Genomic DNA, 25,526 nt, shown 5'->3' with positions numbered 1-25,526 from the left:
TACCATGTCCGGCCTCGAGACGATCGTAGCGGGAACCACTTCGGTCGACGTCGGTAGCCCGGCCGTCGTCGGCGTCGACCCGTCGACGAACCTCGTGGCCGCCATCGGAGTCGGGACGCTGCTGGTGTTGCTCGTACTGTCGGGGTTTTTCTCTTCGGCGGAGATAGCGATGTTCTCGCTGGCCCAGCACCGCATCGAGGCGCTAGTCGAGGAGGGACGACCCGGTGCCGAGACAGTACAGGAGCTGCAGTCGGATCCGCATCGGCTGCTGGTGACAATTCTCGTCGGAAATAACCTCGTCAACATCGCGATGTCGTCGATCGCAACTGGCCTGTTCGCGATGTACGTCGGGCAGGGGCAGGCGATGCTGGCGGCGACGTTCGGCGTGACCGCCGTTGTCCTGCTGTTCGGCGAGAGCGCGCCGAAGTCGTACGCAATCGAGAACACCGAGTCGTGGGCCCTCTCGGTCGCCCGTCCACTCCAGCTCTCAAAATATGCGCTGTATCCGCTGGTGGTCACGTTCGACGCGTTGACCCGTCTCGTCAACCGTCTCAGCGGCGGCGGAACCGCTGTCGAGTCGTCCTATGTGACGCGAGACGAAATCCGGGAGCTGATACGGACCGGCGAGAACGAGGGGATAATCGAGACCGACGAACGTGAGATGCTCCAACGCGTGTTCCGGTTCAACGACACCATCGCGAAGGAGGTGATGACGCCACGACTGGACGTGACCGCGGTCCCCCGAACGGCGACGGTTGACGACGCCGTCGCGAAGTGCGTCAAGAGCGGTCACGCCCGCCTTCCGGTGTACGAAGGCGGCCTCGACACCGTCGTCGGCGTGGTTGCCCTCAGCGATCTCGTCCGCGACTACCGGAGCGGCGATTCGACCGACGACGCCTCACTCGAGCCTCATATCGAGGAAACTCTACACGTCCCGGAGAGCAAGCACGTCGACGAACTGTTTCGCGAAATGCGCCGTGAGCGCGTCGGACAGGTCGTCGTCATCGACGAGTTCGGGACGACGGAGGGGATCGTCACGACCGAGGACATCGTCGAGGCAGTTGTCGGCGAGATCCTCGACGCTCAGGAGGCCGAACCCATCGAGACGATCGACGAGCGCACGGTCCGAGTCGACGGGGAGGTGAACATCGAGGACGTCAACGACGTCACCGGCGTCGAGTTCCCCGAAGGAGAAGAGTTCGAGACGATCGCCGGCTTCGTCTTCAACCGCGCCGGGCGGCTGGTCGATCCTGGCGAGACGTTCGCCTACGACGGCGTCGAACTGACCGTTGAGCGCGTCGACAACACGCGGATCAAGCGCGTCCGCATCACCGAACCCGACCCCTCGACGGCCGACGAGTCCGGCGTCGCCGCCTCGAGTTAGTCCCTCGGTTCTCTCCCTCGGACACGACTGCCACAACCGGGCGATCGGCATCAAGTAGGACCGATTGCGTTGTATTCCAAAACAGCGCTTTCCCCGCTGGCGCCCGCTTTTGACCGCCGATAACGATGTATTCGGCGTCGATGCCATCGGTGACGGCTAAGATTGACGGAACCGGCATCGAGCAGAAGCTGTCATAGAACGGTTCACATACCCCTATTATATCATAAACAGATTCGGCAAGTACAGCTACTGTATTCAGCACCCCGGGCTGCACAGTATAAAGAATTGAATTGTGAACGTTGAAACGATAGCACTCGCAACGAACACGACTCCGCCTGTGATGAGAGACCATTTCTGTGTGTATAAATATTGAGCAGCAACAGTGGGGATGAGGGCAAGAGTGAATGCTGGGAGGATGTGCATAAAGAGCAAGTCTGGCGCGTACACGTCCAGTCCCGAGGAATCGAAGATAACCATCCACACAAACTGTGCAATGAGGGTGAGCGCAACCGAAACAAGACTTAAGAGACCAAACCCGAGGTCTCGAACTCCAATACTACTATTGGCGGCCATACGAGAATTTAATCAGTAATTCACATGAATATTTTGACTGTATTGTGACTTCAATAGATGATGTACATTGCGTGCTGACTACGCACCTGTAGTTGCTGTTCAGTATAGAGCGTGAATTGAACGGTGAAGAGAGAAAGACGAGCGCGGTGTCAATGTAGGCTCGACGAAAACAGTCCAAGAACTGTGATACTCCAGAAAAGGAGTCCAAGCCCATAGAAGAGGAGACGCACCCGAACTGGCATGTCGGAGGATACCCCTGGCCAGAGTTCCATATGTCTGGTCATATTACTTACCTCACTACTCTCATCGTGCCCAGTCCTCCCCAAAACAGCAAATCCAGAACCACTACCATGCCCAGTAGTACCACCACCCACCCCAATACAGAGGATGCCAAGGCCAGCCAGTCCGACGATTACTGCCCCCGAATGGGTGAGACCGTACACAAGACCGACGGTTACGCCACCTATCACGCCAGTGTCCCGCACCAGTGGTTTCAACAATCGTGTCAAATTCATATCCAATACGTACAGACAATCAACTGGAGGTTATCAACTTTTGGTACCTGATGATTGATTCGCAGTCCTACGTAACGGCCTTTTCACCGAGGACAGTGTCTAACAAATGGGTTTCAGCAGAGCCGAACGCTTTGCGACCGCGCACGAGGAGCGACAGGTGACGGCAGACGTAGTCGCTGAGACAGAAACGGACCTGTTTCGGAGCGAGAGACACCGCAACCGGGTTCTTGCTTCCGTGGCCACAGGGACTGTCCATGGAGGCGTCGAACTACGATATCGAGGGGCTCGACCTCTCGGCCGACCAGTACACCGTCGAACAGAACCTGATACGGAACGAGTACAGGGCCCTCGACGACCGCGGTAATACGGTCCTCGAGGGGAAGCAAAAGACGTTCAAACTCAAAGAGGAGTTCCCGTTCGTCGATGCGGACGGCGACGACGTGTTCACCGTGACGGCACAGCAGATCCGGGACTACGAGGGTCAATACGTTCTCACGGACGCTCGAAGCGACGAGGACGTCGTCGTTCTCGACCACGAGTACTCGCTCCTCGAGCAGATTACGGGAGCGACCTGGACGATCCGTGACCCCGAGACCGACGCCGAGCTGGCGGCGATCACGTCTCGGAAGTTCGTCGGTCTGTTCCGGACGGGGCTCTTGGGGAACCTGATCCCACACCACTACGAAATCACCGACGCCGACGGCGGCCACGTGGGTTCGATCTCGGGGCAGCTCTCGATGAAAGATCGGTACGACATCGAGATCGACGACGCTAGTTCCGTGCCGCGGGTCCCAGTCGTGGCCGCCGCGATGGTCATCGACGCGATCGAGGGGCACTGAGTTCGACCCATGGAACGGAACGACGCCTCGAGTGACGGCATTCACCGCCGAGATCGCAGTCGGGAACGGACGCCTCGGGACACCACCCACACCAGACGGGCGGCTCTCGCTGCGAGCGCAACGGCGCTACTGACGGCGGCAGCCGGCTGTACGACCGCAATGGACTTCATCGGAGACCGGTTGCTCGAACAGGTCAACGTATTCAACGAAACCGACCGACGAGTCGCCGGCTCCATCGCCGTCGGCGACCCCGCCGGTGAAACGGTTCTCGACGAGACGTTCGACCTCGCTCCGTCGGAGTCGGGGAACGACAACGAAGGGTCGGCCTCCGGAGACGACGAACAGTCCGTCGCAGTGTACGACGACGTGTGGGGCGAGGCCGGCTCGTACGAAGTGACCGTCGAACTGACTGACACTGAAATAGACGGGCGATCGCGGGCGAGCGAAACGGTGACGATTAGCGATCCCGACGAGCAGTTACTCGGTGTCGCACTCGGCTCCGAGGAGGTCGGCGAACCGATCGGCTTCCGCGTCGGCGAGAGCCTCTCGGATCTGGCGTAACGCGAACCGCTATATAACACTATTCCCAGACTTACGCGTGATTGGGCATTTCGCCCCTCGAGTAGCGATTTTCAGCAGCCAACGGAAGCGCAAGAGTGTTTCCGTCCGTTGGGGACGGAATTTCTGAGAGGGTGGCCAACCGCGCTACGCGGCCCAAACAAGGAGTTTTCCAACAGGGTGTTGGTTCGATAATTCCCGGGAGAGGAGACGAAATACATTACCCTTCCGAGCGACTAGCTCGGCCGATATCACGGTCCGAACTGATCGACATGTACCAGGTTCCACGCTTTGGCAGTGCCGTGGCGTTGTTTCTCGCGGGAGTGTACTGTATCGGAACGGACATCTCGCGTGCCGTGATCGATGCCAGTGATGGCAGTCGGTGCCAGCGAGTACATCGATTACGTGGAGTCGCGGTCGTCGCGCTCGAGGACGTCCTGCTGGCACACGAGATGAGAAGACCACGGATACGACACTCGAAACGATCGTTCTACGGCGGGATCGACACACAACAAATCGCGGCAACGGCCACTAGTGACTAACGAATGTCCGACACTTCGCCGTCAGAACCCAGCTGTACACTCTGTGACCTCCCCGTCAGTGGGAGTGACATCGTATCGGACGGCAATCGGTTCTGCTGTACTGGCTGTCGAGATGTCTACGTCACCCTCGGGGACGTCGACGACATCGACGCCGACGACGTCCGCCGCGCTCGAGACGATTCACAGTCCGATCGCGAGGTCCCGTCGGATCACGACGCGACGTTTCTAGAAGTCGACGGGATGCACTGTGCGACCTGCGAGGCGTTTATCGAATCGGCCGCGACGACGATCGACGGCGTCAGTGACGCCAGCTCGAGTTACGTGACCGACACGGTTCGAATCGATCACGATCCGGACCGCGTCTCGGCGGCCGACCTCCAAGAGGAGATCAGCGGACTCGGCTATAGCGCCTACGCCCGCGACGATACGTTCAGCCGTCGGAGAGCAAATAACTGGGAGATGGGGCGAATCGCAGTCGGCGTCCTCATGGGAATGTCCGTCATGTTGCAGTACCTCGTCATCATCTACCCGACGTATTTCGGCGGCCTGTTTTACGGCGATCGGGTCACGGAGTTTTTCGAAAGCGCGCTCGCGAGTTCCGTCGCCACGCCATTCTACGTCGTCATCGCGGCGCTCACGACGATCATCCTAGGCGTGACTGGCAAGCCGATCCTTCAGGGAGCGTACGTCAGCGTGAAAACGCGGTCGCCGAACATGGATCTCCTCGTCGCGATCGCGGCCGTGAGCGCGTACCTCTACAGTACGCTCTCGATCGTATTCGGTGGCGAACACATCTACTACGACGTGACCGTCGCAATAATCGTTATCGTCACGGTCGGCAACTATTACGAATCGTCGATCAAGCAGGAGGCGACCGAGCGCCTCTCCGACCTGACTTCTATCCAGGTCAACGAAGCCCGTCGCGTTCGCGAGGACGGTGAGGCAGAAGACGTCGGAGTCGAGGACCTCGAGGTCGATGATCGCGTGTTGGTCCGGTCCGGGGAACGAGTCCCCGTCGACGGGACGGTCGTCGACGGTGACGCAGCCGTCGACGAGGCGGTCGTCACCGGTGAGTCCCTTCCCGCTCGGAAGACCGCGGGCGATGCCGTCGTCGGCGGCTCGATGGTGACGGACGGCGCGGTGACCGTCCGCGTCGGAGCGGAGGCGACGAGTAGCCTCGATCGGATCACCGAACTCGTCTGGGACCTGCAAAGCGGCTCTCATGGGATTCAGAAACTCGCGGACAAACTGGCGACGATCTTCGTGCCGGTCGTTCTCGCTCTCGCAGTCGTCGTTACGGGCGTGAACCTCCTTCTCGGGAACGGCGTTTCCGCCCTTCTCGTCGGACTCACGGTGTTGATCGTTTCCTGTCCCTGTGCGCTCGGGCTGGCGACGCCGCTTGCAGTCGCCGCAGGGGTCCGCGACGCGTTGGAACGCTCGATCGTCGTCTTCGACGATAGCATCTTCGAGCGAATCCGCGACGCGGAGACCGTCATCTTCGACAAGACCGGCACACTGACGACGGGTGAAATGACCGTCATCGAGACCGATCTCGGGACGGCGTTGCTCGAGAAAGCGGCACTTCTCGAGCAGCGCTCGTCACATCCGGTCGGTGAGGCCATCGCCACCGAGCGACCGGTGCCCGACGGTGGATCGGTCGAGTCCGGGTCGGACGCCGATTCACCAGCCGACCGTGTCGTCTCCTTCGACAGTTATCGGAACGGCGTCTCGGGTATTGTCGACGGAGACGAGATCATCGTCGGCCACCCAGACCTGTTCCGCGATCACGACTGGGACGTTCCCGCGAACATCACCGATCGAATTGCGAACAGCCGTGAAACCGGACGAGTTCCGGTTGCTGTCGGTCGCAACGGGACTGCTGAAGGCGTCATCGTCGTCGGTGACAAACTGCGGGAGAACTGGGACGAGACGGTGGCATCTATTTCCGACGATGGGAAAGATGTGGTCGTTCTCACCGGTGACGATGCCCGGGCGGCACAGCAGTTTCGGGATCACGCTGCCGTCGACGACGTGTTTGCGGGCGTTCCGCCGGAAGGAAAGGCCGAGACCGTCACGCGATTCAACGAGACGGGACGGACGGTGATGGTCGGCGATGGAACCAACGACGCACCGGCGCTGGCCGCGGCCGATCTCGGCATCGCTCTAGGCGGTGGGACTGCGATGGCCGCTGACGCCGCGGATGTCGCCCTCGTCGATGACGACCTCGCGTCCGTCGGGACGGTCTTCGAACTCGCTCGAGCGACGAACCGCCGTGTGAAAGGCAATATCGCGTGGGCGTTTTGCTACAACGCCATCGCGATCCCGCTTGCCGTGATCGGTCTGTTGAACCCGCTCTTTGCAGCGCTTGCGATGGGCGGAAGCAGTCTGCTGGTCGTCGTGAATTCGACTCGTCCACTACTGTCCGACGAAGATACCGCCTGAGTTCCGGACTACTCCCGTGTTACCGTTAGACTATGGTCGCTGTGGCGGTCGTCCGGAACGTCCGCGACGGGGACTTCGATCTCGTTGGTTCGCATAAACGGCGGCGTCCACGGGTCGTTGTACTGGAGCAACGCCGGCTCGCCGTCCGTCTCGAGACCTCGTCGTGTGAGTTCCTCGCTGAGCCGCTCCCGTTCCCGACGGACGCGCTCGTCCGTCGCGTACCACGAGAAGCGGCGGACTGCGACCGTCCGCGGCGGTTCGACGACGAGTCGAACGTCGGCATCGGTCGGCGTCGGCGCGGTTTCGGACGTGTACGTCTGCGGGAGGTAGAACGCCATCATCACGTCACCACCGTCGGACCCCGTTCGCACGGGCGCGGTCATCGGAATCGCAGTACCGCGGACCGCCACCGGTGCGGTCATCGACAACTCCTCGCGGCGCGCGTTCGCGCCCGAGATGTAGCGAAAGAGGCGTCCAAACGCCGTCCGCGAATCCCCTGCCGTCGTTTCGGCGACAATCGTCCTGGGATAGCGACGGATCTCAACGCCGTCGAAGCGATCCAGCGTTTCCGACGGGACGCGTTCGGTCGTTCGGTCGACGTACGCGCCCCAACCGATCCACAAAACGAGCAGGCCGCCGATACCGAATAGTATCTTTCGTGCCGATCGCATAGGGTCCGTACTCCGTCCCGGTCAATAGTCCCACGGGGTACCCTCGAGGACGGTCACTTCCGGACAAAAGCCAGGAACCAACGCGTCTGGGTTCCGCGCTGTGGTCGCGCACCGCGAGCCGCCTTTGCCGTCGGAACCGACAGTCGGACGCCGCGAGAACACCTTCTCGGTCACATTCCAGTTGTGAAACGGGAAACCGATACCGATTGCATCGAAAAATTGGCAGTTCGGTCCTAGCTCAGTCGCCCGGCCCGGCGGTTTTCTTTTTTGCCGGCCTCAGAGCGGGACTCGACCTCGTTTCGATACGTATCGATACCGAGGCGGGCGTTCATGGGGCATTTCTGCGTGACCGCGGTGACGGTTAACACCGCGCCAACGACGAGAGCGAGAGCCGCGAGAGCGACACCGAGCATCCCCGCTGTCAAGGAAAGTACGCCACCGAGGGCCGCGATACCGACGATCGCGAGGATCGGTCCGAAGACGAACCGGGCGCCGCGGTCGTATCCGCCGACGTTTTTTTGCATGGTTCCGTTCACCAGTCCTACGTAGGACGTCTGCGTATATAATCTATATTTGCGGTTTGAAGACATATCGGGGGAAAGCACGACGTTTACTTTCCATCTGTTATGTCTGCGGAGTCTGGGATCCATGGATTAACTATTCAGGCACCTGCCGACGGGTCCGTCCCCATCCGTTCGGTCCCGTGTCGATTACCTCGAGGGTCGGTACCTCTGTGTCCGTCGCTTCGATCGACGGGCGCGACTCATGACCGTCGACCGATTCGGGGGACTCGCCTCGTCTATAGACGGACGGTCTCCGTCGCGACCTAGATCTCTTCCTCCGGATTCACCGGGCCTTTGTACTTCGATGTCACCGTATCGCCGTCCCGCCACTGCCAGTAGTAGTACCGGTTGTCATTGATCTCCTTGATCGTGACCGTCGCCTTTGCGGGGACATCGTCCGGGAGATCGTCGGCCCGGTCGTCGATCTCGTTGTCACTCGGCTCGTCCTCGAGACGGGTCTCGCGGTCCTTGTGTTTGGCTAGCGCCTCGGCGTACGCGGCAACGTCCCGCAGCCGCTCCGGAGCGGACTCGTTGAGCGCGTCGACGACCTCTGGTGGGAGGTTCGCCGGTGGAGCCGGTGGTTCATCAGGCATCGGCGACTCTCGTGTTAACCAACACGGAACGCCAATTGCATAGTTCTGTTGGTTAAGACAGTGGCGTCGGTTCCCATGCCTGCTAACTGTCACACTACTCGAAACGTCGTTAGCTACTAGTTCCGTATTGAGGTTCTCGCCACTGTCGACCGCCGCGACACGATTTCCGAACCCGTCGATGCCCCGCTCTGGCACCTCGAGACACGACGAGGTACCGATTCCGGACGCCGCCGCTCTCTGACGGCGCGAAAGACCCCATAGAGGAAGAGACGGGGAGGACGGTATGGCCCGGTTCAGAAGAAGCCAGCGACGAAGCCGAGCCCCATAACGACGAGGACGGTCGCCGAGAACAGCGGCAGGTACGGCGTGTACGTCTCGACCGTTTCCTCGTACTCCTGATAGCCGGCGATGAGAAGCATCGTCAGACCCACGATACCGACGATGACCGTCAGGGCGTACGCAGTCATCAGCTCCAGACAGTACGTCGAGCCGGCACAAAGCCCGATGATTTCGAACTCCTCCTCGTGGGCGAATCCGAGGACGAACGCGAACCAGGCGATTCCGAACAGTCCGCGGTCGGCGTCAGCGGCCGTTTCAGTCCCGTGCCCGTGAGAACGGCCCCCGCTGTCTCCAAGCCGAGTTTTCACCCGTTCAAGGAGCCCATCTGAAAAGCGGTCCCCCGTCTGCTCACCGGCGTCGTGATCGTGGTGGGTGAACTGGTCTCCCGTCTGCTCGTCGTGGTCGTGACCGTGAGAGTGGCCGTGTGTGTACTCTCGAACGCCGAGGCCGATGAGTAATACACCTGCAACGATACTTACCGGACCGCCGATGGAGACGCCGAGGATCGAAATCGGCTCGTTCACCCGGGTCAGTTGGAAGTAGGATTTCGCGTAGAAGAACACGCCGACCATCGCCAGACTGCTGATGAGGTGGCCGATACCGATGAGGAAGCCGGCGGCGAACCCGTAGCGCCACTTGTTGGACCGCTCGAGCGCGTAACTCGCAGCGACCGGCCATCCGTGCCCGGGTTCAATGCCGTGTACGAACCCGAGCGAAACCGCGCCGACTAGTAGTGGAAACGCCTCACCGTAGAGCATTCACGTACACTTTCATCACCGCGTTGTATAGCGATTGTTAAGACTAGAACGCGGTTTCCGTAATAATCGAGTACTCAAGACAGCGGGGACCCAACTGTGAGGTATGCGAACGAGTTTGAACGTATCCGCGGACGTCCTCGACGAGTTCGACGAGACGTGGCAGGCCGAGGGCTTGGACTCTCACTCGCGAGCAGTTCGTGAAGCGATGCAGGAATACATCGAGGGGCATTCACAACTCGAGGAAGTATCGGGTGAGGTCGTCGCCGTTCTGGCCTTCGATTGCCGGCATCACGAGGTGATTCACGATCTCCATTCCGTCCAACACCAATTTCAAGACGTCATCGAGACAATGAGCCATACCCACCAGGACGAGTGGTGTTTAGAGACGGTTTTCTGTCACGGCGATTCAGAACGGGTTCGCGAACTCGTGTATCGACTCCGCGATTTCGATGGGGTTGGTCGCGTAAAGACGATGCTCCTCCGGGATGCTACGCCGGGCGACGCCCCTTGAGGTCGTACTCGAGACAGGGGACTCCCCTGGACGTATCGTACCAGGGTGTTGGAATGAAGGGGTGGTGACCGCAACGTGAGCGACAGCAGGCGGCTCGATGATCTCGGACGCTGTTTCGGGAGTAGTGGTCCGCAAGTTTCGACGTACCCGCTCTCGGCATTTCTCCCTGTCAGTGTCGTGTTCGGCTACGAGTCGGCTTGAAACTCGGCTGCGTAATCTTCGATAAACGCCCGCATCGTTCGCGGCGGCCGTCCGAGGAGCCTGCGGCTGTCTTCGGTCACGCGAGCAGCCAACCCGAGCCGCGCGGTGGTGTAGATGCCACACATCAGTGCGATAAATCCGAGCGGTTTTCCGCGTCGACGCATTCGCCGTGCGAACGCCAACAGTGACGGGTTTGGATACGTGATCGGTCGATCCAAGACGTCACTACAGATGGTGGCAACCGTTCCGTAGTCCAGCGCCTCAGGCCCGGTGAGGTCGTACGCTCGGTTGGTGTGACCGGATTCAGTTAACACGACCGCGGCTGCTTCGCCGATATCTCGTGCATCGACGAAGCTCGTTTCGCCACGCCCGGCCGGGACGAATATCTCGTTGCGTTCGACGATATCCGGCCGGTGGACCTCGAGGAGGTTTTGCATAAAAAACGACGATCGAAGGAGCGTATACTGGATGTCCGTCCCCATAATGTGTTTCTCGATCCGGTGGTGGGGAATGAGGACGTTCTTTTCCGCACCGAGCGTCGAAAGGTAGGCGACGTGGTCAACACCGACGCGGGCCGCTGCGTCGACGAACGAGTTGATATCCGCTTCGCTCACGGCTGGAGGTCGCACGAGAAAGACGCCGTCGACATCGACCAGTGCATCTCCCCATGTCTCGGGCTTCGTGAAGTCGAACGCGACCACAGCCCCGGCGTCCGCGATCTCGGTGGATACAGTTTTCGGGTTGCGGACCCCGCTCTTGACGGCGACATCGCGGTCTGCAAGCGCAGCAACCGCATGCTGACCGACAGTCCCGGTTGCCCCGGTGACGAGTAGAACTTCCGTCATGGTTTGGCCCATCAGTATCTGAGTAGCCAAACGACCATGCTGGCAACCATGGTGGACAGCATCATGAGGGCAACGATGGCAAGATTGCATGCGATGGATGGTGGGAAACCCGTTCGTCGGCTTTCTCCCTCAGTGAATTCACCAGTAACCGCACAGCAGCTAACGGACAGTTAGTCGGCTACTGAGCGAAACCACCGCCACTCATTCGTGCCGAGCTGCATGTCTAGATAATGATTACCAAGGACGGACAGCCGTTGAGTCGTGTTATCACTGTCCCCGCAAATCGTTTAGTTGAGCCGCTTATAGAGACTACATCGACTTTGAAGCAATGACATACTATGCAATGGTAACATGACAAAGTTAGAAGACGTGCTGTTGTTCGGTGCGCTTGCACTCGTCTGGGGAACGGCGTTCACAGCGATCGAAATCGGGCTCGAAACGCTCCCACCGCTTCTCTTCGCAGCGGCCCGACTAGATATCGCTGCGGTCATTTTTGTCGGCGCGGTGCTACTCGGCCGGCTTCGGTGGCGTCCCCGGACGAAAGCCGACCTCGCTCTTATCCTCTCGAACGGCATCCTCGTCATCGGAGCGCACTTCGCGTTCTCGTTCATCGGCCAGAGCTACGTCACGAGCGGTGTCGCTGCGATCGTCCTCAGTTTCACACCGATTATCACGCCGATCATCGCCATTCGAGTCCTCTCGACGGAACGGATCTACGTCACGGATGTCGTCGGGCTTTGTGCTGGGCTTGCCGGCGTAATCGCGATTGCAATTACCGGTGGGTCCGTTGATGGACAGTTCCTCGGTATCGGGCTTCTCTTGGCGTCCGCAGTCGTCTTCGCGCTCGGCTCCGTCCTGACCGAACGCTGGTCGGCGGACCTCCCAACGATGGCACTCCACGCGTGGGCGATGGGTACCGGTGCAGTGTTCCTCCACGTGACGGCGTACGCCTATTCTGGAGCAACGCTCCGAAACGTAACGTGGACGCCGTCGGCAGCCGCTGCGCTCACATACCTCGGGATTTTCGCGACAGCGGGCGGTTTCCTCCTGTATTTCACGTTGCTAGAGAGAACCGGCGCAACGAACATTAGCCTCATCAACTACGCAACACCGATCGTCGCGACGGTCTTCGGCGCAGCCCTGCTCGGGGAGGGAATCACGATGGCGACCGTCGCCGGATTCGCGCTCATCGTCGTCGGATTCGCGCTTTGTAACATCCGGCCGCTCTGGCGGCTGACCCAGGCCACTTCGAACACAGCCGACCACGATCGGTTGCTCGAGCGGGATGAAGTCCGTATCCAAGGGAACGTGTACAAGACGGAAACCGACTCCCAGACCTCACTGCAACCAGGCGATTGACCGCTGTTTAGTAGTCCGCTCGAGACCCGCTGAACTAACGAAGTAGACAAAGAGCAGCAACGCGGTTCCGGCGTCAGGGATTATATAAGGTAGTCAGATAATCTTGACTCAGATACGATGGTTGTGCTGCTAACTGTCGTCGGCATCGGTGTCGCGATATTCGTCGGGTTCAACATCGGGGGGTCATCAACGGGCGTGGCGTTCGGTCCGGCAGTGGGCTCGCGCTTGGTCCGAAAGACGACCGCTGGCGCATTGTTCGTCGCTTTCGGCTTTATCGGTGCGTGGACCGTCGGTCGGAACGTCATCGCGACGATGAGCAGCAGTATCGTGCCGGCAACCCAGTTTACGCCCGCTGCAAGCGTCGCCGTCCTGTTTTTCACGGGCGCGTCGTTGTTCGTGTCCAATCTCTATGGCGTTCCAGCTTCGACCTCGATGACGGCCGTCGGGGCGATCGTCGGATTGGGTCTCGCATCCGACACTCTCAATCGGGCGCTGATGTTCGTTATCGTCTCGGCGTGGATCGTCGCACCCCTATCGTGTTTCCTCATCGGGGCCGTAGTCGGACGCTACATCTACCCGTATCTCGACCGTTACATCGCGTTCACGAAATTCGATCTCCATTTCGTCCAGCTTGACCGGTCGGGAACAGTTCCACGTCCGTATTTGAATAAGAACGCGTCACCACAGGACATCGTCGGGTCACTCTCAGTGGTCGTCATCGCCTGTTATATGGCGTTCTCGGCGGGGGCGTCGAACGCGGCGAACGCAGTGGCTCCCCTCGTCGGTTCGGGGGGATCGCTCACTGTCAATCAGGGCGTCCTGCTTGCGGTGGCAGCCTTCGGGTTGGGAAGTTTTACTATCGCCCGTCGCACACTGGAGACGGTCGGGGACGATATTACGGAACTACCGATCCTCGCATCGCTGATCGTTTCCGTCGTCGGTGGGACAGTGATCACGATCCTCTCCTATTTCGGGATTCCCGCGAGTCTCGCGGTGAGTACGACATCGACGATTATTGGGCTCGGGTGGGGTCGAGCGAGTCGGGCGGCGACACTGGTGGAGTTGGCAATCCCAACACCCGAACGGCCGGAAGTAGACGTCGCAACAGGGGCATTGGTCACCTCCCGCGCCGAGGGGGCTCCTGCTGGCCCGACCATCGGGGACATCGCTCGCCAGGAGAAGCCGGCAGAGAAACCAGCGGACGTCCCAGACGTACCGGATGTCGGCGCGGAAGGACCGGCTGATCTCGACGAGCGGAGCCTCTTCGATCCGAGCGCAGCCAAGCGCATCGTAACGATGTGGGTGTTGACGCCGGCACTGGCGATTGCCACCTCGTACCCGGTGTTCGTGTTCCTGCTGTGAGTGGCACTCACCGAGACACCGTCCTCCACATGGAACGGATCCGGTTCCAGTGGGGTGTCGAACGAGTAGGCACTCGGACTCTAGGTCAGTCCGTCGTCGCTGGCCGCAACGGGGATTTCACCCGCACGGCCCAGTGCCTCTCCCGTCCCGCCGATTGCGATGTCAGCCGCCGTCACGTTAGCCTCAGTCCGGCCCTCAATCGAATCGGATCACCTTGAGGATACGTCTACAGTCCTCGGAGATCGACCGGACCGCTGACGTCATCGTGTTTAGTGCCGTATCGGCTTGTAGGGTGGATCGTGTCCGGACAGCCGTCGCGTTTCACGTAGTTACCAGTTCGAGAGAATTCTCCTCGAGGCGGGCTCGCAGCTGGGCAACGTAGGGGCTGGTGTCCCAGATTCGGTGCGGACTAATCGGTGCCAACAGCGTTCGCGCTTCGTGGTCGGTCATATGGCTGTTTCGGGCGTAGTCACAGATGAGCTGCGGCACCGGGACGATCTGTGGGCCCTGTAACACCGCGTGGATGAGCGGAAAGTTCGGCCCGCCGAACTCGTCGGTCAGGAAGCCATCGATGTCGAGTACATTCACGAGGACGATCCCATCGGTTTTGCCGTCATCGAGGCCGAACGTCAGTCGCGAGTCCGACGTCTTCACGCGTTCGTATGGCTCCTCGACGGTGTAGTAATCGCGAGCCGCAAGGACGTTCGTCGCTGCAGTGCCGTGGATATCCTGATACTGAGTGAGTGCTTGGAGTTCCATAGTGACCTCCGGCGGGATAAACACGTCACACGAGGTGAGCAGATACTGCAATGGGCCCGGAGCGGCGTCGGTGTCGTACGCTGTGTCTGCTCGCGGAACGGCCAGACTGATCAGCGCGCTCGTGTCGGCGACGACCGTCCGCAGTCGCCGATCCGTCATCGCTCGTCGTCAGCAGCGTCGGTCGTCGCCGCGTCGTCATCGTTGATGTCGACATCGTCGCTCCCCACGACTTGCTGCAAAGCTCTGGAAGGCACGCACGGATCCAGGCGTCGGAGACAGTGGGAGAAAGGGAGTACAGGTGTCCATGAGTACGTCGCAGAAAGCGATCTGAAACACTGGATCCGCCGCCAGGAGAAAGGGATCAGCGACGATTACGCAAAAAATGTCATCTCGAGAACGATGAATACGTTGCTTGATCTTTCGAAGAACCGGCTGGCAATCAACCAGAAGCGCCAGAGAAAGAACGGCCTCGAGTACACTGAACGGGGCGTCTTGCTGATGGAGGATGCAGACATTCCTGACGAGGGGGCAGCGACTGGACAGACCGATTCGGGGACAGGTGAGGCTGTCGCCGGGTTACTCACACCACCCTGAGAAGGATTCACTCTCCACGCCTAACACGAATCCAGCTCGATTGCGGTTGTTTGCTTGTCTTATTACTTGTGTGTCTATCGCTCGATCGGTCGTCGTCGGTCAATGACCAACGACGGTCCGAGAGCGTCCACTGAAGACGTCAGGTGTCACCGGGAGTTGCAAGCTAGACGTCCAAGCGACCGTCGGCTGTTCGTGAGACCTCGCCGAGGGTGCAGACGTCCTGCCGCTACTGTCCTCCCTCGAGGACGTACCCGTTCTCGATTTGCGATGTAGGGCGACTCGAGAGCGTCCCGCAGTCGCTCGAGGAGATCGTAGCCCGCAGCGTTGTTCGGCGCTGGCACCCCGAGGCCGGCGAGTAGTTCTGAGACGATCGCCGTCGTCGTATTGCGTTGCCAACAGTCGATATGCGCGTGCTGGACGTGCCCGGCGGCTTGCTGGAGTCGCGAGGCCAACAGGCGGGCGGCATGTGTTTTCCCGGTGCCCGGCGGGCCGTGGATAAAGGTCCCCGAGACGGGGTCGCCGAACTGGATCGGCTCGAGGATACTGCGGAGGTGGTCGAGTTTGGCGTCCCGCAGGAGCATTTCGTCGGGCGGGATCTCGGTCCGCAGGACGCGGCGGTTCGTGACGAGGGGCATATCGGGCTACATGACTGTCCGCAGTGAAAGCATGTTCGGGCGGGTGTCCAAAGTGTTCGAAAGGCCACCGTGGCTATAGTGGCGCGCTCCCGGTCAGCCCCACCGACAGGTTCCACACCGAGACCACACAGCCCAACAGCGCGAGCCCGATCGGGACGCCGACGCGCCACGTTCGCGGGACCACACGATAGAGCCCGTAGAAAAACACGAATCCGACTGCCTTTATCGGAATCAGGACCCACACACCAAATTCGGCGAATAGCGTCGCGAGTATCGGATTCCCCTCGGCAAATGGAGTTGTCGTGACGAGATACGTCGTCGTGGCGATATCGGCGACGCCAAAGAGGGCGATCGCAGCGAGCCAGAGTCTCGAGGGACGGGAGTGGCGGATTTGCTGATACCCGACTCGGAGACGATGTGCGACACTCGCGAACATACACGAAAGGTATGTGTTTAGCCCGAGCTGATTTCGCCACCATCTCATAGGAGGCGCACAAATCGGGCTGTATGAGCTGGCAGCGGAGGTTCGTGATGATCCACAGGGATGGGCTCCGTCGCGGAGCCCATCCCGTTGCCTCCGCTGTCTGTACTGGAAGGTGGGATCTGTGAACGGAGATGATCTCACCAAGGACGAGTTGCTCTCCCGGTTTTTGCAACTTGAACAACGAGTCGAAGAGCTTGAACAAGAGAACACACAGCTCCGAGAGAAGTTGCAAGAGAAAGACGAGCGGGTCGAAGAACTCGAAACACGTCTTCGCAAATACGAGAATCCGCACACTCCACCCAGCAAGCGACGGTCGGGGACCGATGAGTCCCCGACCTCGCAGGACGACGAAGACGACGATGTCCGAACTGATGGCGGTACTCCTGGTCGAAAGGACGGTCACGATCCGGAGTGGCGTTCTACAGCTGATCCCGACGAAGAAATCGAAGTCACCTGTGACTGTTGTCCTGAGTGTGGCGACCACTTCGACGAGTCGGTGGGCGTCAGCCCCCGACTCGTCGAGGAGATTCCTGATCCGCAGCCCCCAGAAATCACCCGGTACAACCGCCACTACTACCAGTGCGATTCCTGTGGAACAGAGACAGTTGCGGCTCACCCCGACTGCCCCGATGAGGGGCAGTTCGGGGTGAACGTCATCGCTCAATCAGCTCTGTCACGGTACGATCATCGCCTTCCCTACCGGAAGATCGCTGACCGCTTCGAGCAACTGCATGGACTCGAACTCTCGGGTGCATCCGCGTGGCACGCGACCGAGCGCGCTGCGCGCGCCGGTCGCTGTGAGTACGACCAGATCCGTCAAGAGATCCAAGATGCCGACGTGGTTCATATCGACGAAACAGGTATCAAACGTGAGGGTGAGCAGGCGTGGATCTGGACGTTCAAGACCGCTCAGCATACGTTATACGCGGTCAGAGAGAGTCGTGGAAGTGATGTTCCCGCGGAAGTCCTCGGTGAGGACTTCGCGGGAACGGTCATCTGTGACGGGTGGACGGCGTACCCAGCTTTCAGCAGCAACCTCCAGCGGTGTTGGGCGCACATTCTTCGAGAGGCTGAAGACGCCGCGGAAAAGCAGGCAGAAGGTGAACCGATCTACCACGCTCTCAGACAGGTGTACGTCGCTCTCCAGGCCCGGCTGGAGAGCGACTTGACAGTCCGTGAGCGAGCAGACCTCCAGCGTGTGGCGCGAAGAGAGCTTGAATCGCTGATTGAACGGTCAGTACCCGACGGACCAGTGGCAACACTGCTCGGGAAGATCGAAGGAGGTCTTGACCACTGGCTCACCTTCGTCGGTGAGCCAGCGGTCTCTCCGACGAACAATGCCGCAGAGAACGCGCTTCGTGAACCAGTGGTTCTCCGGAAAATCATCGGAACGCTCCGTAATGACCGAGGAATGTTCGTTCACGAGACGATCTTGTCCCTGCTGGCGACGTGGCGCCAGCAGGGACGCAATCCATACGAAGAGCTTCGTCGAGTCGTCAGCAGCAATGATATGATCTCACGGGCTCACGCTGTGCCGGCTGTCGAGACCTCGGGGTAAACACATACCACGAAAGAAAGAACGACACCGGTTGTATAGCTATCGGCGACTGGTTACGTCGTCTTGTCGTAGGTCACGCCTGGGTCCTCGAAGGTAAATGTCTCCGTCGAGACCACTGTTGTCGATCCACCGTCGATTTTGGCTGTTACGGTAATCGTGCCAGTAATCTCGTCAACAGTATTGGTATCGCCGCTGGTGTCAAGATCCGCTTTACTAACTAGAGTTTCGGAATCCCACGAAGCAGTCTTTCCAACGCTACCGATTTCTTGAGAAACCTCACTCTCATGGGTATCGTCTGATTCGCCCGTAACCTCGTACTCGACACTCACGTTCAGCTTGTCGGAGTTACCCTGCGAAGTCCATGACGCAAGAATCTCGTGGTTCTTGGTATCTACAGAGGCACCTGCGTTCGCCTCTTGTTCTGCGGCGTCGTTCCCGATATCCATCACCATGGTCGCGATCACAGCCGCGAGTATGACAGTGATTGCCACCATCAATATCACCCCTATGACGGGGCTCACGGCGCGGTTTTCGTCGTTTCCGATCAGTTTCTTTCGTACTGATTTACCATCAATCATCTGTTATCACGCACCGGCCGTGAACGGTGAGAAAGCTTATCTATCGCCTCGGCGAACCGAGGCATGCAGGTAGGGGGATTGGACCAACCCATCGTCCCCGCTTTCTCGCCGCCGTCGTCCGATGCTCACCAGTAACCAGTCCGCCGGGGACATATATAGATACCTGATAGTCCCACTTTTCACACTTTCAGTTCTGAGAATCAGCGGCTGCTATCCCGGTTCCAACACCCGCTTGAACCCGCCGCTGGCGGGCGATTTCGACACGAACACCGGGAATCGACATCAATTTGCAACCACGCCCAAACCGTTGTCCTATGCCCGATGCCGATCTCGTCACCGAACAGGCGCTCGCGCGCACCTACGACAGTCGCGCCTACGCCGACACCTACGACGCTGTCACAGACTACCGCGAGGTCATGGACTACGCCGCGCGGCACCCGGACAAGGGCTCGAGTGCCGTCGCCTCGGCGCTGGAGTTGCCCCGCAGTCGCATTCGCCCGTGGCTCGACGGCGCGAAACCCGACGCGGTGCGCGGGCTCGAGACCGCCCGCGAGTACGGGTGGCTCGAGGCCGAGTACGGCGACCCGGCGTTTACCGCCCTGAATACACTCGTCGCGAACGTCTTTTCGGGTGGCTCGATCGCCGAACAATACCACCAGCCGAGTTTCGCCCTGAACCACCGCGGAGAGGAGAGTCACGTGATCGACGCCCTCGAGCTAGCCGGCCTCGAGTATCGGATCGTCGCCGATCGGGACGGCCGTGCCGACGAGGCCCGCCCGACCGAGGATGCGTCGGTCTTGGGTCGCGTGCTGGCCGTCCTCGGTGCGCCGGTCGGGCCGAAGGCCGACCACCGACTCACGCTCCCGGCGTATCTCGAGGGTGCGCCCGCCGACGTGCGCGAGACCTTCGCCTACGCCTATCTCGAAAATCGGGCGGTCGAACACCAGGGCAAGGCCACACTCACGCTGCGGGAAAATCGCAACCGGGACTATCTCGAGTCGCTGGCCGCGTTGATCGACGACGTGGCCGGCGGCGGCGTCTCGCTGCGGGAGCGGGATATCGTCGTCTCGGCGGACGCGGCCCGCGAGTTGGGCACCGTGCGATAGGTGGGATGGGTCCGGCCCCGTTACCGATCTCTTTTGCGACCGACTCGCGGCCGTGAGACGGCTCCGGTCGTTGGGCATCGCTCCACGAATTCGCCGTATACGCCGGTGACTTGCTCCGCCGAGGTCTGCTGGAGCATGAACTTGGCGAGCAGTATCTCGAAGGGAGAGGCACCCGGATCGCGCCACGGTAGATCATGACATCCGTTTTCGAGTGCCACTCGAGCAAGATTTCGACGAACTCGTCACCGTCCTCAACACGCATGCCAGACGTGGCCCCCCGCATCGCACTTAGGGGGTCAACCGTGGTCACTCGCAGAGGCAGTCCCGGGTCCGAGTCAATTGGACAATCTCGTCGTGGAGCTGTACCGCGAGTTCGTAGATCGTCTGCGCTCGGTACTCGCCGGCGACGCCGGTCCGATAGTAGGATTCTGACCGGTTCTCGCGCCAGAGTTCCTCGAGCCGGTCGGCGACGTCCCGCGAGAAGAGCCCCGCTTGCACTCCCAACTTGTAGATATCAGTGTGGCGCTGCCCGGCGACGTCGTATCCCTTCTCCTCGACGTAGAACTGGATCGAGCGTTCGATCGCGACGAAGGAACTCTCGATAATGACGGTGAAGTGGCCGTTCCGATCGAGGAGGAAACCGGCGGCATCGAGGAGGCGACACGACTTCCGCAACTGGAGGGCGGCCGGATCGGAGACGTGTTCGAGTCCGACCTCCGGGTTCTGTGGTTTCCACTGGAACGCGTCCTCGGCGTCTCCGAGCGCCGCCTCGAGTTCATTCGACGTCATCGTCCACCCCGAAGATGTCGCGCTTCACCCGCCGGAGCGTCTCACTTTCGACAAGGGGAACCCCCTCCTGTAGGAGGGGGCGCAGATCCTCGCCGCGCTTGCGGGCGCTCTCAGGTGATTCGATGAAGACCTCGAACTCGTACCGATCGCCGTCGATCGGCTCTTCCTCGAGATCGCGAACGACGTCCGAGACAGTTCGTCGCACCGAAACCGGATCCTCATCCTCGTTGACCAGGACGAAGAGGTCGATATCGCTTGCGCGATCCGCCTCGCCGCGTGCCACGCTGCCGAAGCAAAGGATTCCAGCGACTGGGGGCACTTCGTCGTTCACTCGGTCGACGAATCGCCCGAGTGGTTCACGAAACTCCGCCTGCGGGATTTCGAGAAGCGGATCGTCGGCGTCGCGAAGCCGGCGTTCGTCGATCCGATAGAGGGTCCGATTCCCAGCGTCGCGCCTGACGATGAGTCCCATCGCTTCGAGGAGGGAGAGCCCCTTCGAAACGCTGGGACCGCCGTACCCGGTCAGTCGCTGGAGATCTCGGTTCGAGAACTCCTCGGTCGGGTTGCGGGCGAGTAGCTCGACGATGTCGTCCATCGCCGCGTACCGGAAGACCTGCTCGTCCGGGAGCGGGAGTCGTACTTCGACGGCCATTTGTTATATGCTGTATAACGCGTTGCACTGTATATAACGATTTTCGTCTCGGAGCCCGCTCAGATGGTCCCCAGATGCTCCCGCCGCTGCTCCATCTTTTCCCTTTCAGTCCGTCGGTCGTAGTGCATCTCGAGCATTCGCTGGCTTACGTTCGTCTGGTCTCCGACGGTGGTTTTCGGCACGTCGCTATTCAGATGGTGCGCGATACTTCCCCGCCGGATCGCATGCGGATTCACGTTCGACGGGCACTTCGACAGTTCGTCGGTGTTGGTGGCCTCACAGGCCTTCGGATCGCGGTCGTGTGGACACTCCTACTCGACGGCGCACGGTCGCGTGTACTGATAGTCGTATCGTCCGAACGGTTCGACTTGGATGAACGGCCGTACGGCGTCGTCAGGAGCAGCTCCCGACCGTACTCGTCCGTCACATCTGGGTGCTGATCACGGTCGTCCAGCAGCAAGCATAGCTCACCCGACAAAGCGACGTGTCGCTCGCCCTGCGTCTCCTTCTTGACCGGCGTCCCAGTCACAGGCCTGTGTTCGACGGTCAGATACTGTTCCTCCGGCGAGTAGTCGCCAACGTCGAGCGCTCGAGTTGCACCGAGCCGCATCATCGTGTGCCAGAGGAGCGCGATCGTCACGTGGGGCAGCGACGCGTATTCGTAGCGCTCGAGGTAGATCTGGACCGGCTCGGCTTGTTCATAGTCGAGCATCTCCTTGATTCGCATCACCTCAGGGGTCCTCCAGCAGTTCTAACGTTTTCGAGTCACGCTCCCCACTGTAATATCGCTCCAGGGCCGTTCTGAATACATCAGGATCGTCAGCGACTGTCTCAAAGAGTGTCATAGAAGAACGGAATTTCAGGTCATCTGGCAATCCGAATATATCGTTCGCAGAACGTCTTTCGACGGAGTTTACGATCGCTGTACATTCACGCAGTCGCGGGCCAAGTGTCGAGTGCGATAGATACGCTTCAGCCTCATCCTGTGACGAAATCGCGTAGCGCTGTGCCATCTGACTCCGACCGAGTCCCTCCATCTGCGGAAAAACGTACCACATCCAGTGAGTGCGTTTGCGGCCCGATTGCAGTTCTTCCTTGACATCTTCTATTACGGGATTCTGAGCTTCAACAAACCGCTGCAGGTCATATGGATCATCAGAGCCTGTCATCCTCTCTAATTCAATTCTTGCGACATTTCAGTGTTAAAGCACCCGGTGAATTATCCGGAGCGTTTCTCTACTCAACTGCAACTGGCTTGGCCTGCTTCAGGACCGAATTTTCTACTGAAGATTCCAGATGGGCACAGGGGTCACCTTGACTGTCGATCGTAGGGCTGCTGCAGGAAGGGGACATCCACGTCGTAGCCCGCAGCGTGAGCGTTTAATTTCGCCGCTGCCGGTGACTCCCTGACTGCTTCAGCATCGTAGTTTGCTTCGTCGAAAACATCGGTGATCCAGCGTTTCCCCCGAAGCTGAAACTTCTGATGGTAGTCCTCCGCAACATAGAACTCATTAAGTTCTTCAAACCGCGTCTCGAGTCGCTCCCGATCGAACTCGCTCTCATCCAAGAACGCCTGCAGTTGTTCGTACTGGTCGTCCGTTTCGGTGAAGACGATGTTCTGGTACTGACGTTTGGTAGGCTGACGGGAGGGCTGGTGTTCCGAGAACGCCCACTCGAGAAGATCCTCAAACCATAGCTGGTCAGGATCGTACTCCACCTGAACGACCTCAGTATGATCACCGATGACCTCGTAGGAGGGGTCGGGCTTTGTTCCACCTGCATACCCGACTCGCGTACGAATAACGCCATCTATTGCGCCGACTGCCGCATCGGGCCCCCAGAAACATCCGAGTCCAAACGTCGCTGTCTCAGTGTTTTCAGGTGCCTTCGAATCGAATTCGGAGATGAGTGGTGGGGTAAGCATCATAGGCGGGGATCAACCAGTAGCTTCTCTCGGGGACAGGAACAGTTAACCCTGACTCATACGTGGATCCGTACAGCCATTCCGTCTGGAATCGCCAGTTGAACCCTATCCCATCATTCAGACAACACATCCAGATGATCCAGCTGGTATTTATCAGAGCCAGGTAGGTTGGGTGCGGCTATTCCGAGAGTAACTCGTTGGTGTCCTGTTGTTCCCACTCCGACGTGCTTCGAATTCACGTCGACCGCGGGTAGTCAGTGTATAGAAGTTCGTCCACCGATCGGCACTGCCTTTCTCGACGACCTCATCGAGGTTCGGATACAGGCGGCTGGGTGAGTCACTTGGTGGGCGGGCGTTCCACAACCACCTCGCCGAACTGTCGATGCTCGGCATTCTCGATCGGACGAAGCAAAACGACACCGCCCAGTTATCAAACATTCTATAATTAAATAGTTTTATTACTTTTGTGATTATGATTGTGCATGGTATGTCAAACCAAAGTAGGCGGAGGCTTCTTCAAACAACGGGCGCAGTGATTAGTACAACAATACTCGGGGCCGGAGCGGCCAGCGCACAGAAAGCCGACTCCCGATTCCTGATCGACCTACGAGAGGTCTCACGGGCGCAAGTCCCCGAAGACGTAGAGATCGTCCACGACCTTTCCGAAATCGATATGCTTGCTGCACAAGGCGATGAGAGCAAGGTTGGCGGGCCGCTCGCGACAACGCCGGATATAAAGGTCGACTGGAGCGGTGACAAAGGTGGTGCAGTCAAGGAACAGTCGGGTCCCTCCGTTGACGAGCGGAGCAACAGCCATAATCACGATGGTCCGCCAAAGAACACCGAGTACCAGTGGGACAAACGGGTACAGGACGTCGGGGACTACACCGACAAGCCCGACGATAGAAAATCCGTCCATGATACGACCACTGGAGAGGGAACTCGCGTCGCAGTTGTCGACACAGGGGTTTACCCGAACCATCCGGACCTCGAAGGCGTCGTGAACGAGGAGTTATCAGCCAATTTCACGACCGATGGACTCGGGTTCGAGCCGAACGGTGCAGGCGACCACGGCACCCACGTCGCTGGTATCATCGCAGCGACGAACTCCAACGACGGTCCTGCGGGGGGTGGCCTCGGGACCGCACCGGATACGGAAATCGTTTCACTCCGAGTGTTCTCTCGGAAAGAAAACTACACGAGCGATTCGCTGGCCGCGTTTCTCTACGCCGCAGAGGTCGGCTGCGATGCCGCGAACTACAGCGTCGGCTACCCGGCCCCGTACGTTGATCCGGAGGAGTACCCGTGGCTCATAGGTATCAGAGACGCATACCGCCGGACGGCGAAAGCCGTCCGCAAGAAGGGAATGCTCATCGTCAATTCCGCTGGCAACGATGGCCTGAACATGGACACGGAGAACATCCTCAGCCTCCCGACGGAGGTTGAGGGCATCTTCGGGGTGAGCGCGACCGGTCCGATCGGCGTCGGCTGGGGCGACAAACAAAGTGACAACGAGGAGAAGTGGCTGACGGGGGACCGGCTGGAGGAGCCGACGACCCAGCCAGCTTTCTACACGAACTACGGGAGTGCCGTCGACGTGAGTGCTGCCGGTGGGAACGCAGATGTGGAGGCGCTTTCGGAGAACCCCGACGCGTACAACGATCTCGTCTATTCGACGGTCATTTCGACGGACGAGCAGGGGAATGTCGTCCCCGGCTACGGGTGGAAGGCAGGTACATCGATGGCGGCACCGCAGGTAACGGCTGCGGTCGCACTTGTCCGGTCGCTCCGCCCCGACACAGGTGTCGAAGAGGTTGAGCGTCTGATCAAAGATACTGCAACCATGCCCGAGGAAGGCGAGTTGTACCACGGCGATGGGCATCTCGACCTCGAGCGTCTGGTCAAAGCCGCGAAGTAACGCGAATTAGCCTTTTTCGGTCATCCTTCCCAGATGCATGTTTACGTCGGCCTACAGTTCTGCCTTTGGTCATTCGTTCTCCATCTCGAGTCTTGTTTTGGCGGCCGAGTAGAAGCACCGATCACGTGTTTGATTTTCGCGAGTATACTCGAGATGGATGACCAAATCGAGGGCATTGATCCCTGAACTGCTTCCCAGTCTTGGATTCGTGTGTAGACTTGAACCACTGTGGACTCCGCACCACGAGTGCGATACGGGAAGTAGCTCTCAGTCTCTGTTCTTGCCACCGTGACCGAAAATATCAGATAAACGGCACGTGCTGTGTATGCAGCACTCCTCGAGGCCGCGACCGACGGCGGCACGTCCATTGGCAACGCAGCCGACAGTGCTAACGCCTCACACGCCGTATGGAAGACTGCCGAATCGGGCGAGAGTAGCATGAGACACCGACCCCCGATTCGGCATCCGATTCTG

The 25,526-nt window shown here is 59.7% G+C and carries 25 protein-coding genes and 3 pseudogenes; 11 read left to right on the top strand and 17 right to left on the bottom strand.

Features of this window, described 5'->3' with window-relative positions; all coding sequences use genetic code 11:
* Positions 1-4: 4 nt before the first annotated feature.
* On the top strand, positions 5-1,384 hold the full coding sequence (locus NATPE_RS09150; protein WP_006182363.1) for a hemolysin family protein: 1,380 nt from the start codon (positions 5-7) through the stop codon (positions 1,382-1,384).
* A gap of 19 nt (positions 1,385-1,403) precedes the next feature.
* Here the strand turns inward: NATPE_RS09150 and NATPE_RS23465 are convergent.
* Positions 1,404-1,526 (bottom strand): annotated as a pseudogene (locus NATPE_RS23465) (universal stress protein); the annotation flags it as partial.
* Between the two features lie 580 nt (positions 1,527-2,106).
* Complete coding sequence (locus NATPE_RS23460) at positions 2,107-2,472, bottom strand: hypothetical protein (protein WP_006182361.1); 366 nt, start codon at positions 2,470-2,472, stop codon at positions 2,107-2,109.
* Positions 2,473-2,726: 254 nt separating this feature from the next.
* Between NATPE_RS23460 and NATPE_RS09140 the strand changes: the two genes are divergently transcribed.
* From NATPE_RS09140 to NATPE_RS09125, 3 genes are all read left to right on the top strand, one after another.
* Complete coding sequence (locus NATPE_RS09140; RefSeq protein WP_006648190.1) at positions 2,727-3,311, top strand: LURP-one-related/scramblase family protein; 585 nt, start codon at positions 2,727-2,729, stop codon at positions 3,309-3,311.
* 9 nt (positions 3,312-3,320) lie between these two features.
* Complete coding sequence (locus NATPE_RS09135; RefSeq protein ID WP_015298964.1) at positions 3,321-3,872, top strand: hypothetical protein; 552 nt, start codon at positions 3,321-3,323, stop codon at positions 3,870-3,872.
* Positions 3,873-4,414: 542 nt separating this feature from the next.
* A complete protein-coding gene (locus tag NATPE_RS09125) occupies positions 4,415-6,853 on the top strand; it encodes a heavy metal translocating P-type ATPase (protein WP_015298963.1) in 2,439 nt (812 codons plus the stop codon).
* Between the two features lie 8 nt (positions 6,854-6,861).
* Here the strand turns inward: NATPE_RS09125 and NATPE_RS09120 are convergent, their stop codons facing one another.
* The 4 genes from NATPE_RS09120 to NATPE_RS09105 all read right to left on the bottom strand — a co-directional run bounded on the left by NATPE_RS09120 (position 6,862) and on the right by NATPE_RS09105 (position 9,777).
* On the bottom strand, positions 6,862-7,524 hold the full coding sequence (locus tag NATPE_RS09120) for an SOUL family heme-binding protein (RefSeq protein WP_006182359.1): 663 nt from the start codon (positions 7,522-7,524) through the stop codon (positions 6,862-6,864).
* A gap of 233 nt (positions 7,525-7,757) precedes the next feature.
* The gene (locus NATPE_RS09115) at positions 7,758-8,048 is read right to left on the bottom strand and encodes a YgaP family membrane protein (protein ID WP_006182358.1); all 291 of its coding nucleotides are present in this window, start codon (positions 8,046-8,048) and stop codon (positions 7,758-7,760) included.
* Between the two features lie 302 nt (positions 8,049-8,350).
* The gene (locus tag NATPE_RS09110) at positions 8,351-8,680 is read right to left on the bottom strand and encodes a hypothetical protein (protein ID WP_006182357.1); all 330 of its coding nucleotides are present in this window, start codon (positions 8,678-8,680) and stop codon (positions 8,351-8,353) included.
* Between the two features lie 293 nt (positions 8,681-8,973).
* The gene (locus NATPE_RS09105; protein WP_006182356.1) at positions 8,974-9,777 is read right to left on the bottom strand and encodes a hypothetical protein; all 804 of its coding nucleotides are present in this window, start codon (positions 9,775-9,777) and stop codon (positions 8,974-8,976) included.
* A 103-nt stretch (positions 9,778-9,880) separates the two neighbouring features.
* Between NATPE_RS09105 and NATPE_RS09100 the strand changes: the two genes are divergently transcribed.
* Positions 9,881-10,288, top strand: a complete 408-nt coding sequence (locus NATPE_RS09100) for a CopG family ribbon-helix-helix protein (RefSeq protein ID WP_006182355.1) — start codon at positions 9,881-9,883, stop codon at positions 10,286-10,288.
* Between the two features lie 185 nt (positions 10,289-10,473).
* On the opposite strand, the gene NATPE_RS09095 is transcribed toward NATPE_RS09100, so the two are convergent.
* Positions 10,474-11,334 (bottom strand): SDR family oxidoreductase, encoded by an 861-nt coding sequence (locus NATPE_RS09095; protein WP_049804940.1) that lies wholly within the window; start codon positions 11,332-11,334, stop codon positions 10,474-10,476.
* A 351-nt stretch (positions 11,335-11,685) separates the two neighbouring features.
* Here NATPE_RS09095 and NATPE_RS09090 point away from each other — a divergent pair, with 351 nt between their 5' ends.
* Together NATPE_RS09090 and NATPE_RS09085 are read left to right on the top strand one after the other, a co-directional pair.
* Positions 11,686-12,693, top strand: coding sequence for a DMT family transporter (locus NATPE_RS09090; protein ID WP_015298961.1), 1,008 nt, complete (start codon positions 11,686-11,688; stop codon positions 12,691-12,693).
* Positions 12,694-12,810: 117 nt separating this feature from the next.
* A complete protein-coding gene (locus NATPE_RS09085) occupies positions 12,811-14,055 on the top strand; it encodes an inorganic phosphate transporter (RefSeq protein WP_015298960.1) in 1,245 nt (414 codons plus the stop codon).
* Positions 14,056-14,376: 321 nt separating this feature from the next.
* On the opposite strand, the gene NATPE_RS09080 is transcribed toward NATPE_RS09085, so the two are convergent.
* Entirely contained in the window at positions 14,377-14,973 is a 597-nt protein-coding gene (locus tag NATPE_RS09080) for a hypothetical protein (protein WP_006182351.1), read from the bottom strand.
* A gap of 48 nt (positions 14,974-15,021) precedes the next feature.
* Here NATPE_RS09080 and NATPE_RS09075 point away from each other — a divergent pair.
* A pseudogene (locus NATPE_RS09075) lies at positions 15,022-15,408 on the top strand (hypothetical protein); the annotation flags it as partial.
* Between the two features lie 146 nt (positions 15,409-15,554).
* On the opposite strand, the gene NATPE_RS21260 reads toward NATPE_RS09075, so the two are convergent.
* Together NATPE_RS21260 and NATPE_RS23025 are read right to left on the bottom strand one after the other, a co-directional pair.
* A complete protein-coding gene (locus NATPE_RS21260; RefSeq protein ID WP_081597634.1) occupies positions 15,555-16,043 on the bottom strand; it encodes an AAA family ATPase in 489 nt (162 codons plus the stop codon).
* A gap of 73 nt (positions 16,044-16,116) precedes the next feature.
* Positions 16,117-16,479, bottom strand: coding sequence for a DUF5658 family protein (locus NATPE_RS23025; protein WP_006182348.1), 363 nt, complete (start codon positions 16,477-16,479; stop codon positions 16,117-16,119).
* Between the two features lie 169 nt (positions 16,480-16,648).
* On the opposite strand from NATPE_RS23025, the gene NATPE_RS09060 reads away from it, so the two are divergent.
* Positions 16,649-18,085 (top strand): IS66-like element ISNpe24 family transposase, encoded by a 1,437-nt coding sequence (locus tag NATPE_RS09060; RefSeq protein WP_015298959.1) that lies wholly within the window; start codon positions 16,649-16,651, stop codon positions 18,083-18,085.
* 53 nt (positions 18,086-18,138) lie between these two features.
* Here the strand turns inward: NATPE_RS09060 and NATPE_RS09055 are convergent, their stop codons facing one another.
* Positions 18,139-18,663 carry a type IV pilin gene (locus NATPE_RS09055; RefSeq protein WP_006182347.1) on the bottom strand — a complete coding sequence of 175 codons (525 nt, stop codon included), beginning with the start codon at positions 18,661-18,663 and terminating at the stop codon, positions 18,139-18,141.
* Between the two features lie 314 nt (positions 18,664-18,977).
* On the opposite strand from NATPE_RS09055, the gene NATPE_RS09050 reads away from it, so the two are divergent.
* A complete protein-coding gene (locus tag NATPE_RS09050; protein ID WP_006182346.1) occupies positions 18,978-19,769 on the top strand; it encodes a hypothetical protein in 792 nt (263 codons plus the stop codon).
* 306 nt (positions 19,770-20,075) lie between these two features.
* Here the strand turns inward: NATPE_RS09050 and NATPE_RS09045 are convergent, their stop codons facing one another.
* From NATPE_RS09045 to NATPE_RS23020, 6 genes and pseudogenes are all read right to left on the bottom strand, one after another.
* The gene (locus tag NATPE_RS09045; protein WP_006182345.1) at positions 20,076-20,558 is read right to left on the bottom strand and encodes a hypothetical protein; all 483 of its coding nucleotides are present in this window, start codon (positions 20,556-20,558) and stop codon (positions 20,076-20,078) included.
* Entirely contained in the window at positions 20,545-21,210 is a 666-nt protein-coding gene (locus NATPE_RS09040) for a nucleotidyltransferase domain-containing protein (RefSeq protein ID WP_006182344.1), read from the bottom strand. Before NATPE_RS09040 ends, NATPE_RS09045 begins: the two co-directional genes overlap by 14 nt.
* 232 nt (positions 21,211-21,442) lie before the next feature.
* Positions 21,443-21,937, bottom strand: coding sequence for a site-specific integrase (locus NATPE_RS22215; protein ID WP_049804938.1), 495 nt, complete (start codon positions 21,935-21,937; stop codon positions 21,443-21,445).
* Between the two features lie 4 nt (positions 21,938-21,941).
* Positions 21,942-22,379, bottom strand: a complete 438-nt coding sequence (locus NATPE_RS21250) for a DUF1810 domain-containing protein (protein ID WP_006182343.1) — start codon at positions 22,377-22,379, stop codon at positions 21,942-21,944.
* Between the two features lie 140 nt (positions 22,380-22,519).
* Entirely contained in the window at positions 22,520-23,137 is a 618-nt protein-coding gene (locus NATPE_RS09030) for a peptide-methionine (S)-S-oxide reductase MsrA (RefSeq protein WP_006182342.1), read from the bottom strand.
* A 175-nt stretch (positions 23,138-23,312) separates the two neighbouring features.
* Positions 23,313-23,461 (bottom strand): annotated as a pseudogene (locus tag NATPE_RS23020) (PadR family transcriptional regulator); the annotation flags it as partial.
* Between the two features lie 160 nt (positions 23,462-23,621).
* Between NATPE_RS23020 and NATPE_RS09025 the strand changes: the two are divergent.
* Positions 23,622-25,052: a S8 family peptidase gene (locus NATPE_RS09025; protein WP_015298958.1), complete on the top strand. Its 1,431-nt coding sequence runs from the start codon at positions 23,622-23,624 to the stop codon at positions 25,050-25,052.
* The last annotated feature ends 474 nt before the right edge of the window (positions 25,053-25,526 follow it).

The sequence above is a fragment of the Natrinema pellirubrum DSM 15624 genome, assembly GCF_000230735.2.
GTDB lineage: Archaea > Halobacteriota > Halobacteria > Halobacteriales > Natrialbaceae > Natrinema > Natrinema pellirubrum.
This window is presented reverse-complemented; position numbering and strand designations above follow the sequence as displayed.